Genomic DNA, 15,114 nt, shown 5'->3' with positions numbered 1-15,114 from the left:
GTTGGCCGCCGGCGTCGCAAACAAGAAACCCGGCGCGGCAATGGCAGCGCAACGTTTCGCCGATATGGGCTTCTACTGGTTTGCCTATCCAGAGGAAGAACTGAAAGCCAGCACCTATAGCCTCCCAAAAAGTGGGTAAGAAAAACAGCTCCCGGTGGATAACGAGAAGAATTAATCGTGCCACTTGGTGTATGGCCTCAAGCAGCGAGCGAGAGACGCGAAGGATGAGGTAAAATTGCTAGCTCTTAATGGAATTTAGAACCCTTGTTACACGACCTGGAATTTCAGAAATCCGGCACCTAAGAGGCTTTCAACGGGTTCCAGGTAGATAACTGACAACACGTTGAGCGATTATTGTCATTTAATCGTAAAGCCGACGCGTGGAACTGCTTGTTATTTTTGAAATTCCGGGTGTTCGAAGGCCAGGACAGGCGTGGCTTGTTTGAGCTCCAGCCTGCGGATTCCCACGATGCATGTCTGGGCGCTACAGCCCTGCGAGAGGGAGGACGCAGGAACATCGAGCGTAACGGCATTTGGATTGCCATGCCGTTCAATACCCGCGTCATAATCCATGTCGAACCATGCCCCGGTCGAAAGCCGCAGCACGCCGGGCATGATCGCATCTGAGACGACGGCAGCCGAGATCAGACGGCCACGATCATTGAACACCTCGACCAGATCGCCGTCACCGATGTCACGCGCGGCAGCATCGGCGGAATTGATATGGATCGGTTCGCGGCCGGCAACCTTGCCTTCCCTGCTGTGGGGGCTGGCGTCAAGCTGGCTGTGCAGGCGGCGCACGGGCTGGTCCGAGATCATGTGCAATTGCTGTTTCGCACGCGATGCCGCACCAAGCCATTCAGCCGGCTCGAGCCAGGTCGGATGACCGGCGCAATCGGGAAGGCCAAGGTTCGCAATGGTTTCGGAGAAGATCTCGATCCGTCCCGACGGGGTAGATAGGGGATGCTTGGCTGGCGCGCGGCGAAAGTCGTCGAGCATGATTACCGGCTTCGCTTCTTGCCCGAGATCGAACAAGCCCTGCTGCCAGAAATCGTCGAAATCCGGCATCTGAATGTCCATTGCTCCGGCGTTTTCGCGCGAGACGTCATAGAGACGGCGCAGCCATCCCTCCTCGTCGAGCCCTTCGGAGAAGTCGATATCCATGCGTTTGGCGAGCGCATTGAAGATATCGAAATCATTTCTGGATTGACCGAAGGGCTCTTCCACCTTCTTCATCGCGACGACGAAATCCTCGCCGCTAGCGGCGGCTATGTCGTTGCGCTCCAGCGATGTCGTGACCGGCAGCACGATATCGGCAAGCTTGGCGGTGGGCGTCCAATAGGGTTCGTTGACGATGATCGTCTCGGGCTTCTTCCAGGCCTGGAGCAGCCGGTTGAGATCCTGATGGTGATGAAACGGATTGCCGCCGGCCCAGTAGACAAGCCGGATATCGGGGTAAATGTAGGATTTGCCGTTATAGGTGAATTGGCTGCCGGGATTGAGCAGCATATCAGCAATGCGCGCGACCGGAATGAAGGTCTTCAGCGGGTTCAGCCCCTGCGGAAAGTCCCCGAACTTGAAGCGAACATTGTCGTTGCCGACGGAGTTCATGGCGCCATAGCCGACGCCGAAGCCGCCACCGGATAGACCGATCTGGCCGAGCATGGCTGCGAGCGTGATCAGCATCCAGAACGGCTGCTCGCCATGCACCGCGCGCTGCAACGACCATGAAATATTGAGCATGGTTCGGTGCGATGCCATCTCCCGCGCCAGTGCCTCTATCCGTTCCGCCGGGACGCCGCAGATTTCAGATGCCCAGGCGGGTGTCTTGGTGATGCCATCGGTGACACCGGTCAGATAATCGGCAAAGCGTTCATAGCCGATGCAGTGGCTGCGCAGGAAGTCGAAGTCGGCAAGCGCGTTGACATGCAGGACATAAGCGATCGCCAGCATCATCGCAGTGTCCGTGTTGGGCCGGATCGCCAGCCACTCGCTGTCCACGGGCATGTTGTCGCCCACGGGACTGATATTGACGAAACGCGTACCCGCCTTAGCCATGCTGCGCATGCCGGCAAGGACCCGATGGCGGCCCGGACCGCCCTGCGATATCTGGGCGTTCTTCACCGGTATGCCGCCGAAGGTGACGAAGAGCTCGGTATTTTCGGCCATCACGTCCCAGGACGTATGCTGATTGAGCAGAGGGCTTAATCCCGCAATGACATGCGGCAGGATGACCTTGCCCGCTCCCAAGCTGTAACTGTCGACATGGCTGACATAGCCGCCGATCAGGTTGAGAAACCGGTGGACTTGACTTTGCGCATGGTGAAACCGTCCGGCACTGGCCCAACCATAGCAGCCGCCGAAGATCGCTTCATTGCCGAAAGTCGTCGTGACGCGCTGGAATTCCTTGGCAAGGAGATCGAGCGCGACATCCCATTCCACCTCGACGAACGGCTCGCGACCGCGCAGATGCGGATTGGATCCGGGGCCGTTCTCCAGCCAGCTCTTGCGGATCGCCGGCCGGGCAATCCGCACCTTTTTCAGGGCTTTGGACGCCATATGCAGCCCGATCGGCGACGGATCGAGATCCTCCGACGCAGCCTTGATGCTCAGGCCGCCAGCTGGTTCGGACGTGACTTCGTAGACGCCCCAATGGGCGGCTGTGCGGATCTTGGTATTTTTCGTGACGACCGGCAACGTCATTTCACGGCCATCGGCTGTTCTTCGCGCCGTTTGAGCGCCTCGATGACGATCCGCGCACCATCGTCTATCGCATGTTCGATAGCCGTTCGCGCGGCCGCGGCCTGCTTTTGCTGCAGCGCCTGCATCAGACCGTTATAGTTCTGGTGATCCCCTGAGCCCGTTTGGGCTTCCGGAAAGAGATAATTGAAGCCCGGACCGGCCTTCAACCACAGCATCTCGATCACCCCAAGAAGGGTCGGCATGCGGGCCGCGGAATAGAGCACGAAGCGGAATTCCTTGTTCAGGGTCAGCGCCAGATGCTGGTCCTTGGCGGCCTTGGCCACAAGGTACTTCTTCAGCAGCACCTGCATTTCCGCGATCTCGTCGGCACCGATCTGCTGCGCGGCATTATAGGCCGCCAGTCCCTCCACCGCCTTGCGGATTTCGGCGATCTCGAAATATTGCGCCACCGTCATCGTCGGCACGCGAAACGATTGCGCCGGCTCGGCGGTCAGAACGCCGGACGCAGCGAAGCGGACCAGCGCCTCGCGCACGGGCGTAATGCTCATGCCGAGGGAATCGGCCAGATCTTTCGTGACCAGACGCGTGCCGGGCTCCAGCCGACCTTCGATCAGCGCGGCGCGGATCTCGTCCTCCACATGGGTAACCAGGCTCTTTCTAGGAGCCGCATTGAACAAAGCCGTACTCACCTGACCCTCGCCCTTGGAAAAAATGCTCGTTTTTTATCACGGATTCGAAATTGCCTATATCTTGCCCACACAGAATATATCATATATCTTCACATCATTCACAAGCCTTTTGCGTATCCGGCACGAGGACCGTGACAAGGAATAACAAATACCAACTCCAGAGGAAGTGAAGGCCCCATGAAAAAACTTGCTGCTTTAGCCCTTGCGGCATCCATGCTCCTGCCCGTCACCACGGCGATTGCCAATGCAGCCGATCTCGTGGTCGGACGCGGCGCCTCCACCACCGCCATGGATCCCGGCTTCCTCAAGGAAAGCGCGACCATCGTCGACAATATTTTCGACACGCTCGTCATGCGCGACAAGGACATGAAGCTCGTTGCAGGCCTTGCGACCTCCTGGACCGCGATCGACGACACGACCTGGGAATTCAAGCTGCGTCCCGGCGTCAAGTTCCACAATGGCGAGCCGATGGATGCCGAAGCCGTCAAGTTCACCATCGACCGTGTCCTCGATCCGGCGGCCAAGTCGCCGACCGTATCCTATATCCGCACGATCGACAGTGTCTCGATCGTCGACCCGATGACCGTCCGCATCAAGACCAAGGGCGCCGATCCGCTTCTGCCGACCCGCATGAGCCGTTATCCCGCCTATATCGTCCCGCCGAAATACGTGAAGGAAGTCGGCAATGACGTCTTCGCCCGCAAGCCGGTCGGCACGGGTCCCTACAAGTTCGTCGAATTCGTTCCGGACCAGCATGTCATCCTGCAGGCCAACAAGGATTACTGGCGCGGTGCACCGTCGATCGACAAGGTCACCTGGCGTGCGATTCCGGACGGCACCGCCCGCATCACCGCACTTCTGACCGGCGAAGTCGACCTGATCGAAAACGTGCCCGTCGATATCGCACCGATGGTCAAGGCAAGCCCCGATGCCGATCTCGTCCAGGTCAAGAACGGCGGCCTCACCATCTATCTTGGCCTCGTCATGAGCGAAAAGCCGCTCGACAACGTCAAGGTTCGTCAGGCGCTCAACATGGCGATCGATCGTCAGTCGATCGTCACGAACATCCTGCAGGGCATGGCCTCGCCGCGCGGCACCCAGGTCGGCGCCGCCGATTTCGGCTACAAGGACATGCCGGTCACCCCGTTCGATCCGAAGAAGGCGAAGGCCCTGCTTACTGAGGCCGGCCTGCCGAACGGCTTTTCGATCAAGATGCAGTCCACCCATCGCTACATGAAGGATGGCGAAGTCGCCCAGGCGATCGCCCAGCAGTTCGGCGATATCGGCGTCAAGGTCGATCAGGAAGTTCTCGACTGGTCGGTCTATACCCAGCAGGTTCCGCGCAAGGGGCCGATCTTCATGCTCGGCTGGGGCTCGACCCAGACGCTCGATGCGGATGCCGCCGTCTACGCGATCTTCAAGACCGGCGAACCCTATTCGACGGCCTCGATCCCGGCAATGGACAAGCTGCTCGACGAAAGCCGCTCGATCGTCGATCCGGCCAAGCGCTCGGCGGTTCTCACCCAGATCCAGGATCTCGCCGCAGAACAGGTCCCAGTCATCCCGCTCTATCAGGAAGACGCGCTTTACGGTAAGGCAAAGTCGGTCACTTTCGAGGGCCGTCCGGATGCGCGTATCCCGATCTTCGACATCAAGAAGCAGTAATTCAGCATGACACGGTTCTGGAATGTCAGGGAAAACGCGGACGCAATGTTCGCCGGTTTCCTTCTGGTTGCGGTTCTGGCGCTCTGCGTCTTCGTGCCACTCCTGTGGCCGATCGATCCGGTGCGCGGCACCCTCACCGCGACATTCAAGCCACCGCTCTCCGTCATCGGCGGAGAGTTCCATCCGCTGGGAACCGACCAGCTCGGGCGGGATCTCCTCGCCCGGCTGGGGCTCGGCACGGCGATTTCGCTGTCGATCGTTCTGGCCGCTTCCGTGATCTCGGTCGTGCTCGGCACGACGCTCGGCATGATCGCCGGTTATTACCGCGGCTGGTTCGACATCATCATCATGCGCGCCGTCGATGTGCAGCTCGCCATCCCGTTCATTCTCCTCATTCTCCTGATCGTCGCCGTCATTGGCCCGAGCATGGGAAATCTGGTCGTCGTGCTCGGCGTCACCGGCTGGGCGGTGTTTGCCCGTGTCGCGCGCGCAAAGACGCTGGAAATCCGCGAGCTGGAATATATCGACGCCTCGCGCTCGATCGGCCTGTCGGACATGGTCATCATCTTTCGCCATGTCTTGCCGAACATCGTCGGCCCGATCACGGTCCTGATGACGCTCGACCTGCCGCGCCTGATCATTCTGGAAGCCTCGGTCGGCTTTCTCGGTCTCGGCGTCCAGCCACCGACCCCGACGCTCGGCAACCTGATCGGTGAAGGACGCTCCTTCATCCTGCTCGCCAACTGGCTGGTGCTTTATCCGGGCCTCGTCATCGGCGCGCTGGTGATCGGCTGCAATCTGATCGGCGACTGGCTCGTGCGGCGTGCCGACAGCAGGAACACATAACCATGAAGACCCTGAGCTTTATCACCGGACGCGCGCTGCAAGGCCTCGTCGTCATGTTCGGCGTCTCGGCCATCGTCTTCTTCGCGCTGTTTCTGACCGGCGATCCGGCTGCGATGATGATGTCGCCCGATGCCTCGCGCGAAGAACTCGAAGCCTTTCGTCAGGCGATGGGTTTCAACGATCCGATCTGGATCCAGTACGGCCGCTTTCTGGCAAGTGCTGTCACCGGCGAACTGGGAACCTCGTTGCGCTTCCAGCGCCCTGCACTCGATCTCCTGATTGAGCGCCTGCCGGCGACGGCCCTTCTCGCAATGACGGCGCTTCTCTGGAGCTCGCTTCTCGGCTTCCTGCTCGGCACGATCGCCGCGGTCCGCAAGAACAGCGCGATCGATTTCGCCATCCGCATCATCTCGCTGCTCGGCCAGGCCATTCCCGTCTTCTGGCTGGCATTGCTGCTGATCATCCTGTTCTCGCTGAAACTGCGCTGGCTGCCGTCAAGCGGCATCGGCTCGGCAGTGCATCTGATCATGCCGTCGATTGCACTGGGCGCCTATTATCTCAGCGCGATTACCCGGCTGGTGCGCGCCAGCCTGATCGAGGTCCTCGGAGAGAACTATATCCGCACCGCCCGTGCCAAAGGCATTTCCTCGTGGCGGATCATCGTCCATCACGCGCTGCGAAACGCGCTGATCCCGGTCATCACCGTACAGGGCATGTATTTCGCGTCGCTTCTCGGCGGCGCGCTGGTCACCGAGATCATTTTCGCATGGCCGGGGATCGGGCGGCTTGCCGTCGAGGCGATCCAGAACCGCGATTTTCCAGTCGTACAGGCGGTCGTCCTGTTTGCCGCGGCCGTCTTCGTCATCGTCAACTTCCTCGTCGATCTCGCCTATGTCTGGCTGAACCCGAGGATCAGGCTGTGATCTCCGACGCCATTTTCGACGCGGCTCTCGACCTGACGCGGCAATGGTGCGCCATTCCATCGGTCAAGGGCGATACACCGGAACTTCAGAAGCAGGCCGATGCCGTCATCGACTGGCTGAAAACGGAACTCGGCGCCTCGATCGTCTCCTCGGCATCGTCGCGTGGCCGCCCGCCCGTCATTCACGCCCGCCTCGATGTCGGGGCACCGGTGACGGTCATCCTCTACAATATGTATGACGTGATGCCGGCCACGCCGGATAGCTGGTCGGTTGCTCCGTTCAAGGGCGGCATCGTCGATCTCGACGGCATTGGCGAAAGCTTCGTTGCCCGCGGCGCCGAAAACAACAAGGGACCGCTCGCCGGCATGCTTTTTGCCGTCAAGGCGCTGGCGGATGCCGGCAGGCTGCGCGTCAATGTCGAGATCCTCGTCGATGGCGAGGAAGAGAGCGGCAGCGGCGCGATGCGCGACTATCTCGCCGATCCGGCCTGCACCGTTCGAAAAAGCGCATCGGCGATCTTTCCGTCCTTCTGCGAATATGGCGGCGGGCCGCCACGCGTCTATCTCGGCTTTTCAGGCATTGCCAAGGGCGAGGTCCGCGTCGATGGCGGTGCGTGGGGCGGGCCGAAGGCGGCCATTCATTCCAGCAATGCGCCATGGATCGCCAATCCCGCGAGCCGCCTGGTCGAAGCATTGTCCCTGATCGGCAAGCCGCCAACCGGCGAACTCGCGAAAATTGCGATCGACGACGAGGCGACCGGCATCGTCACCACATTGGCCGCGGCTTTCGATCCCAAGGCCGAGCTGCGCTTTCGCAAGACCGAGACTTTTTCGCTGAACGGCGATGCCCGGACCCTGCTCGAACACGTGCTGTCCACGGCGTCCTTCAACATATCGAGCCTGGAAAGCCTGCCACTCGGTTCGGACGGCGTGATCCCGCATGGCGCACGCGCCGGTTTCGAACTGCGTACGCCGCCATCCCTCGATCCTTCCGATTTTCTTGCAGAATACCGTAAAGCGCTGGACGCCGCGCCCGGCGCGGTTCTGAACGTCGCGGACAGCTATCCGGGCTTTCGTTTTGCCGCGAGCGCGCCCGGCGTTTCGGCTCTGCTGAAAAGCTACGAGACCACCGCCAAAACCGTGCCGCAGATCTGGCCGTGGGCGATCGGGGCAGCGCCAGCTTATGCCTTTGCGCCTCATGCGGAATCCTTTCTGCTCGCCGGTGCCGGCCGTGGCGGCAATGCGCATGGGATCGACGAATTCATGACGCTCGAAGGGTTCCGCCGCTTCATCCAGTCGATCGCGACATGGCTCGACCTCATGGGCAGCGAGGGTAGTGCGGCATGACCACGATCCGCCACCTTTCCCGCACCGACGCGATCGAGGCCGGCGCTCTTGACTGGACGGCCGCCGTCGAGGACGTGCACGCGACAATCCGGCTCCTGCGCGATGGCCGGGCAGGCATGGTCGCCGAAAGCGTCATGCCGCTTGGCATGGATCCCCGCAACAAGGCCTATGGCCTGCCGGCCTTTGTCGGCGGCGATTATGATGCGGCGGGCCTGAAGTGGACCGTGCACCGCGCCGAACCGATCGGCGACCTGCCGAGTATCAGCAGCACGACCATCATCAACCGCCTTGCCGATGGCGCGCCTGTCGGCAGCGTCGAAAGCGCCCTTCTCACCCGCATGCGGACCGCCGCCGTCTCCGCAGCGGCGATACGCGCGCTGAAAGCCGGCGGAATCAGATCGGTTGCCCTTCTCGGTGCCGGCCAGCATGCGCAGTCGCATCTCGACATGCTGCTGGCGCTGTTTCCGGAGATCGAGGCGATCCATCTCTGGAACCGCACGCGTGCCCATCTCGATACGTTGATAGAACAGGCCGCCGCCACAGCGGCGGCAACGCGGCTGGTGCCGCATGCCAATCTGGCCGATGCGATCGCGAACGTCGATGTCGTCATCTGCTGCACTTCGGCGCCCCAGCCATTCATCGACGCCTCGGTGGTGAGGCCCGGCAGGCTGATCATGCAGATCGGCTTTCACGAAGTCATGTTCGAGACGATCGCGGCGACAGATATCGTCACCGTCGATCTCTGGGGCGATTTCGCGAACAAGAGCGCCAAGAGCCTATTCCAGATGTATCGCGCCGGGCAGTTTTCGGCCGAGCGTGTGGCGGCGGACCTTCCAGCCATCCTTCTGGATGGCTGGAAGCCACAGGCCGACGCGTCGCTCTACTTCTCGAGTTTCGGGCTCAACGTCTTCGATATCGCCTTTGCCGCCCGCATTCTGCGCAGCGCCGCGGCGATGTATATCGGCACGCTGCTGCCTTCAATCTGATCCATAAAGACGAAGACAAGGAACCGGCCATGATCATCACCGCCGCCGAACTCATCCGCACGCTGCCGGAAGGCAGGCTCGTTCCGGTCGATGTCCGCCCCGAAGCAGTCTGGCGCGAAGCAACCATTCCGGGCGCGATCAGTCTCAACGTCTATGACTACTTCATTCCGGAAAGCGACGAGGCTGGAATTGCCGGCATGGCTGCGGGCGCGCGCGAATCTTTCGACCGGCTAGGTCTCGGCGGCGACCGCATCCCGGTGTTCTTCGAGGAGCAGACCGGCATGATTTCACCACGCGGCCTATGGTTCTATGAGTTCGTCGGCTTGAAAGGCGGGTTGGTCCTTGATGGCGGAATTCAGGCGTGGAAGGCTGCAGGAGGTGGTACCGCGTCAGGAATTGGCCTGCCAGAAGTCATTGCACAATCGAACACCGGTGGCTTCCGGTTCGATCGTTCTCTCGTCGCCTCCACGCAAGAGGTGCTGAATCATGCGGATCACGATGCCGACGTCTTCGACGTCCGCCGGAAGGCGGAATTTGAAGGAACGTTCCTGCATCCCTGCTGCGCACGTCCGGGCCGCATTCCCCATTCGCATTTCGCATTCTACGAGGACATGCTGAAGGACGGGAAATACCGGCCTGCCGCCGAGATCCGTGAGATCGCCGAAAAGGCCGGCCTGTCGCCGGATCGCGAAATCATTACCTATTGCCACCGCGGCGCTCGCGCCGCGACCGCGCTTTATGGCCTGAAGCTTGCTGGCTACGACAAGGTGAAGATCTATGTCGGATCCTGGCATGAATGGGCGGGCAATGCCGCCCTGCCGCTGGAGATCGGCCCGGCCGAGGAAGTCTAAAGCCAGCTCTGGATTTCGATCGGGCTTCCGTCGCTGAAGCGTGAGAAACGGAACGGGGCCGGATCGACGCAAGGGGTGCTGCCGGTGGCGATCTCAGACAGCAATCGTCCCGCCCCCGGACCAATGCCGAAACCATGGCCCGAAAAGCCGGTGCCGATCACAAGGCCCGGCAGCGCCTCGACTTTCGAGATGACCGGGATCACATCCGGCGTGGTATCGATCATGCCGCCCCATTTCTGTACGATCGGCACGTCGCGGAAAGCCGGAATGCCGGCTCGCATATAGGCCTCGACACCGGCCAGCAGCTCCGCATCCTGCGTCGGATCGAGAACCCGGATGGTTTCGTAAATGCTTTTCTCATCGAACGGCCGATGCCTGTATGCGACCAGTTCGTCGAAAAACGGCTTGCCGAAACGCAGCTTCAGCGATTTCCGCTCCAGCCGGAAGGCCGGCATGAACTCCCGGAAGAAACGAAAGCTGTTCGGCACGATATCGACGAGGCTGGTGGCCGAGGACGCGACGGTATAACCGCCATCAAGCCGCTTGCGGATGGAGAAATCCGAAAAGCCCATTGCGGGTTCGATACTGGTCTCGAGCGGTGCCGTGCGCATCACCGAGGAGAGCACTCTGAGTTGCGGCAGACGCACGCCATGGCGCGAGAGCAAATGCGACGACCAGGCACCGCCGGCGACGATCACCGTCGAGGCCTTCATCCGGCCGTTCTCGGTCACCACGCCGGCAACCTTGCCCGCCTCGATATCGAGACCACGTACGGCGCATTGCTGAAAGAGGAAGGCGCCCGCCGCTTGTGCCGCGGATGCGATGGCAGGGGCTGCGAGCTGTGGCTCCGCGCCGGCATCTTCCGGCACGTACATACCGCCGAACACCATACGGTTGAGGCCCTGCACGAAACCGGCGACCTGCGAAGGGTCGAGGCTTCGGGCATCGATGCCGAATTCGCGCGCTGCAGCCGCCCAGCGCCGGTGGCGATCGCGTGCTTCGGGCGTTTTTGCCGCGTAAAGAATACCGCGCCGGCGATATCCGACATCGAAACCGGTTTCCTGGCGCAGCGTGTCCCATATGGCATGGGATTGCAGCATCAACGGCAGTTCGCGCAGATCGCGACCCGCAAGCCGGACCCAGCCCCAGTTGCGGCCGGATTGCTCGCCGCCGATCTCGCCCTTTTCGAGAAGTGCGACGCGGATGCCTTGCCGGGCCAGGAAGAAGGCGGTGGAAACGCCGATAATGCCGCCGCCGACGATCGCCACATCGACGCTTTTGGGAAGTTTTGGCGAATTCGCGACCGCCGTGATCGCCGGGCCGCGATGAATGAGGGGGGCGTTCATGTCAGTAGCAGTCTTCCACGCTGAAATGCACAGGAATTTCGGCAATGCTCGCCGTCTTGGGAAGTTCGAGAACCATATGCACGATCCGGGCAATATCTTCCGGCTGGGTCAATTCCGCGCTGTCGCGATTGGCGAGCGCATTTCCCATATCGGTTGCGACAAAGCTCGGGCAGATGACCGTCGAACGAACGCCACTGTCCTTGCCGCATTGGCGAAGGCCATGACCTAGAGCAACCACCGCAAATTTCGACATGGCATAAAGACCCGAGCCCGCCGATTTGACCCGCTTGCCGGAAAGCGACGCGACGGTCACGACACGGCCTGCGGCCGCCTTTTCCAGATGCGGCCATGCGAGTTGGGAAAGGCGCATCGGCGATTTGACGTTGACGTTGAAGATCATGTCGAAATCCGCGTCTTCCGCCTCCAGCACGGTTTTCGGGATCATCATGCCCGCATTGTGCACCAGCCCGTCCAGCCGGCCGAAATGGGCGATCGTCTGGTAGACCCAGCTCCGTTCGCTTGCCGGATCGAGCGCATCGAAACGGCAGACCAAGGCGTTCGGATTTCCGACGAACGTCGATGTTTCAGGCGTCCGAACACCGAGGCTGACGGCCCAGCCTTCGGCCAGGAGTTTTTCCGCAATGGCGGCGCCAATGCCGCGTGAGGCACCGCTGATCATTGCAACCCGGTTCTGCATCGACACGTTCCCTGACCCCTTTCCCAAGCTTCAGGCCGCAACTGCGGCATTACCCCATTCATCGCCGAAGACCTGAACCAGGTGGCCTGGCGATACTTCGCGATACTCCCGCTTCGGCGCGACATAGGACAAGGGCCTGACGGGGCTCTTGATCTCGTCATTGCTGAGACCTCGGCGGATGCCACGGCGGGTCGGATCGGGGATCGGTACGGCCTCCAGTAGCCGTCGCGTATAGGGATGCTGCGGGTTCTCGAAAATCGACTGACGCGGGCCGATCTCGACGATCTCGCCGAGATACATGACCGCGACGCGATGGCTCATCCGCTCGACCACGGCCATGTCGTGGGAGATGAACAGATAGGCAAGGCCCATGCTTTCCTGCAGATCGAGCATCAGGTTGATCACCTGCGCCTTGATCGACACGTCGAGCGCCGACACGGCCTCGTCCGCAACGATCACCTGCGGCGCCATGGCAAGCGCGCGGGCGATGCAGATACGCTGCCGCTGGCCGCCGGAAAATTCGTGCGGGAAGCGGCTTGCCATGTCCGGCTGCAACCCGACCTTGACCATTAGCTCAGCCACCCGATCTCGAGCGTCCTTTTTGCCCGAGGCGATATTATGGGCAAGCAGCGGCTCGGCAATCGCATCGCCCACCTCGATACGCGGATTGAGCGAGGCGAACGGATCCTGAAAGATCATCTGGATATGCCGGCGCATGTCGCGCATCTGCTGGCTGGAAAGGTCGAGAAGTTCCTTGCCATCGAGCTTTACCGACCCCGAATTGGCGTCGAGCAGCCGCATGATCGTACGGCCCGTGGTCGATTTTCCGCAACCACTCTCTCCGACCAGAGCCAGCGTTTCGCCGGCCTTCAGATCGAAAGAGATATTTTCCACCGCATGAACGCGGCCGGACGTCGAGCCCAGAAAGCCGCCGCCAATATCGAAACGGGTGACGAGATCGCGGACCTGCAGGAGAGGTTCGGGCTTTATCGACACGGTGTCCTCGACCGGCGGCATGGCAACGGGCTCGCCGCTTTCGACATCGATCAGCGGGAAACGCGCGGGGCCTGCCTCACCGGTCATGGAGCCGAGTTTCGGCACGGCCGATAGCAGCGCTTTCGTATAGGCACGCTGAGGGTCGGCGAAAACCTGCTCGGTCTCTCCGCGTTCGATCGCTTCTCCCTTGTACATGACGATCGTACGGTCGGCGATCTCGGCGACGACGCCCATGTCGTGGGTGATGAAGAGGACGCCCATTCCCTCTTCTTCCTGCAACAGCTTGATCAGTTCGAGGATCTGCGCCTGGATCGTCACGTCCAAGGCCGTGGTCGGCTCGTCGGCGATCAGGAGCCGCGGACGGCAGGCGAGCGCCATGGCGATCATGATGCGCTGGCGCATGCCGCCGGACAGCTGATGCGGATATTCCTCCATGCGCTTGGCCGCCGACGGGATACGGACCTTTTCCATCAGCCCCAGCGTCTCCTTGGCGGCCGCGCCGAAGGAAAGGCCGCGATGGGCAACGAGCACTTCGGAAATCTGGTCGCCGATCGTCAGCGACGGATTGAGGCTGGTCATCGGCTCCTGAAAGATCATCGCGATCCGGTTGCCGCGGATGTCATGCATCTTCCGTTCCGGCAGCGTCAGAAGGTTTTGCCCTTCGAGCCTGACTTCGCCTTCAATGCGGCATGTATCTGGCTGGTAGAGCCGCATTACCGACATGGCCGTGACGCTTTTGCCCGATCCGCTCTCCCCGACCAGAGCGACCGTTTCACCGGCAGCAACCTCGAACGAGACATCGTGCACGACCGGCAGCCACAGGCCTTTCCTGCGGAATGATGTTTTCAAGCCGGAAACGCTGATCACGGGCTCAGCCATGTCAAATCCTTTCGGGGGTCGTCAGAAGGCGGTCGAGGACATCTCTGCCTCATTATGTTGCATGCCACAAATAAAAGCATCTTGCCAGCGCTGATATAGGATATATGATATATCCATAGTGAGCGACCAAGCCCTCCGATGCGCTGCGCTCGAAAACGAGGATCATTTCATGAAGCTTGAAGACATCCCCCGCCTCTCCCTCGGCTTCCTGCCGACACCGATCGAAAAGCTGGAGCGGCTGAGCGCGGAACTTGGCATCTCGCTCTCCGTCAAGCGCGACGATTTCACCGGCTTCGGCGGCGGTGGCAACAAGGTTCGCAAGCTTGAATATCTGATGGCAGACGCGGTGGCGCAGGGCGTCAAGGTGCTGATTACGACCGGCGGTCACCAGTCCAACCATGCCCGCATGACCGCCGCCGCGGCCCGGAAATTCGGCATGAAGCCGATCCTCGTCCTGCGCGGCAACCGCCCGGATCTCTATCAGGGCAATCTTCTGCTCGACCATCTGTTCGGCGCGGACATCGATTTCCTTGATCCGGACGCCTATTTCACCGAGATCAACCCACGCATGCAGCACCATGCGGATGAGGCAGAAGCCCGCGGCGAGAAGGCCTACATCATCCCGCTCGGCGGCGCCTCGGCACTCGGCGCCATGGGCTATGTCAATGCTGTCAAGGAACTCGCCGAGCAATATGCCGCCTCCGGCACTGCCACGCCGGATTACATCGTCGCCCCCGTCGGATCGGGCGGCACGCTGGCCGGCCTGCATGTCGGCTGCGCCATGTTCATGCCGAAGACGGAAGTGGTCGGCATCGCGGTGACCGGCAGCGCCGTCCCGTTCAGCGAGCGCATTGCCGTCATGGCAAATGCCGCGGCCGAGCTTCTCGCTTACGAGAAGCGCTGGACGGCGGACGAGATCCGCATCGAGAACGACTATATCGGTCCCGGTTATTCGATCCCGTCGGAAGACGGCAATGCGGCAATCAAGCTTGCAGGCAAGAGCGAGGGCGTGCTTCTCGATCCGGTCTATACCGGCAAGGCCTTCGCCGGCATTATCGGCTGTGTCGAAAAGGGTTCGATCGGCAAGGGAAGCTCGGTTCTCTTCATCCATTGCGGTGGATCACCGGCGCTCTACCCCTATGCCGGCCTGCTCACAAGTGATCTTTCCAACGCCACGGCGGGCTGAA

At 61.2% G+C, this 15,114-nt stretch carries 12 protein-coding genes; 7 read left to right on the top strand and 5 right to left on the bottom strand.

Annotation, left to right across the window (positions count from 1 at the left end; genetic code table 11):
* Window positions 1-393: 393 nt before the first annotated feature.
* Both FHW37_RS26840 and FHW37_RS26835 read right to left on the bottom strand, forming a co-directional pair.
* Window positions 394-2,703 carry a molybdopterin guanine dinucleotide-containing S/N-oxide reductase gene (locus FHW37_RS26840; protein ID WP_145641979.1) on the bottom strand — a complete coding sequence of 770 codons (2,310 nt, stop codon included), beginning with the start codon at window positions 2,701-2,703 and terminating at the stop codon, window positions 394-396.
* Window positions 2,700-3,392 (bottom strand): FCD domain-containing protein, encoded by a 693-nt coding sequence (locus FHW37_RS26835; RefSeq protein ID WP_210249328.1) that lies wholly within the window; start codon window positions 3,390-3,392, stop codon window positions 2,700-2,702. Before FHW37_RS26835 ends, FHW37_RS26840 begins: the two co-directional genes overlap by 4 nt.
* Window positions 3,393-3,569: 177 nt before the next feature.
* Here FHW37_RS26835 and FHW37_RS26830 point away from each other — a divergent pair, with 177 nt between their 5' ends.
* From FHW37_RS26830 to FHW37_RS26805, 6 genes are read left to right on the top strand one after another with little or no spacing between them, the layout of a single operon-like run.
* Window positions 3,570-5,057 carry an ABC transporter substrate-binding protein gene (locus FHW37_RS26830; protein ID WP_145641977.1) on the top strand — a complete coding sequence of 496 codons (1,488 nt, stop codon included), beginning with the start codon at window positions 3,570-3,572 and terminating at the stop codon, window positions 5,055-5,057.
* Window positions 5,058-5,063: 6 nt separating this feature from the next.
* A complete protein-coding gene (locus FHW37_RS26825) occupies window positions 5,064-5,903 on the top strand; it encodes an ABC transporter permease (RefSeq protein ID WP_145641975.1) in 840 nt (279 codons plus the stop codon).
* A gap of 2 nt (window positions 5,904-5,905) precedes the next feature.
* The gene (locus tag FHW37_RS26820; RefSeq protein ID WP_145641973.1) at window positions 5,906-6,826 is read left to right on the top strand and encodes an ABC transporter permease; all 921 of its coding nucleotides are present in this window, start codon (window positions 5,906-5,908) and stop codon (window positions 6,824-6,826) included.
* On the top strand, window positions 6,823-8,172 hold the full coding sequence (locus FHW37_RS26815; RefSeq protein WP_145641971.1) for a M20/M25/M40 family metallo-hydrolase: 1,350 nt from the start codon (window positions 6,823-6,825) through the stop codon (window positions 8,170-8,172). Before FHW37_RS26820 ends, FHW37_RS26815 begins: the two co-directional genes overlap by 4 nt.
* On the top strand, window positions 8,169-9,158 hold the full coding sequence (locus tag FHW37_RS26810) for an ornithine cyclodeaminase (protein ID WP_145641969.1): 990 nt from the start codon (window positions 8,169-8,171) through the stop codon (window positions 9,156-9,158). Before FHW37_RS26815 ends, FHW37_RS26810 begins: the two co-directional genes overlap by 4 nt.
* A gap of 29 nt (window positions 9,159-9,187) precedes the next feature.
* Window positions 9,188-10,009, top strand: coding sequence for a sulfurtransferase (locus FHW37_RS26805; protein ID WP_145641967.1), 822 nt, complete (start codon window positions 9,188-9,190; stop codon window positions 10,007-10,009).
* On the opposite strand, the gene FHW37_RS26800 is transcribed toward FHW37_RS26805, so the two are convergent.
* Genes FHW37_RS26800 through FHW37_RS26790 form a run of 3 tightly spaced genes read right to left on the bottom strand, consistent with a single transcriptional unit; the run spans window position 10,006 to window position 13,927 of the window.
* Window positions 10,006-11,355: an NAD(P)/FAD-dependent oxidoreductase gene (locus FHW37_RS26800; protein WP_145641965.1), complete on the bottom strand. Its 1,350-nt coding sequence runs from the start codon at window positions 11,353-11,355 to the stop codon at window positions 10,006-10,008. The genes FHW37_RS26805 and FHW37_RS26800 overlap by 4 nt on opposite strands.
* 1 nt (window position 11,356) lies before the next feature.
* The gene (locus tag FHW37_RS26795; protein WP_186458416.1) at window positions 11,357-12,052 is read right to left on the bottom strand and encodes an SDR family NAD(P)-dependent oxidoreductase; all 696 of its coding nucleotides are present in this window, start codon (window positions 12,050-12,052) and stop codon (window positions 11,357-11,359) included.
* Between the two features lie 30 nt (window positions 12,053-12,082).
* On the bottom strand, window positions 12,083-13,927 hold the full coding sequence (locus FHW37_RS26790; protein WP_145641963.1) for an ABC transporter ATP-binding protein: 1,845 nt from the start codon (window positions 13,925-13,927) through the stop codon (window positions 12,083-12,085).
* A gap of 169 nt (window positions 13,928-14,096) precedes the next feature.
* On the opposite strand from FHW37_RS26790, the gene FHW37_RS26785 reads away from it, so the two are divergent.
* On the top strand, window positions 14,097-15,113 hold the full coding sequence (locus FHW37_RS26785) for a 1-aminocyclopropane-1-carboxylate deaminase/D-cysteine desulfhydrase (RefSeq protein WP_145641961.1): 1,017 nt from the start codon (window positions 14,097-14,099) through the stop codon (window positions 15,111-15,113).
* Window position 15,114 lies beyond the last annotated feature (1 nt).

This window comes from Neorhizobium alkalisoli, assembly GCF_007829835.1.
Lineage (GTDB): Bacteria > Pseudomonadota > Alphaproteobacteria > Rhizobiales > Rhizobiaceae > Neorhizobium.
Note: the sequence above shows the minus strand (reverse complement) of the source record. Positions and strands in the feature narration are given on the sequence as shown.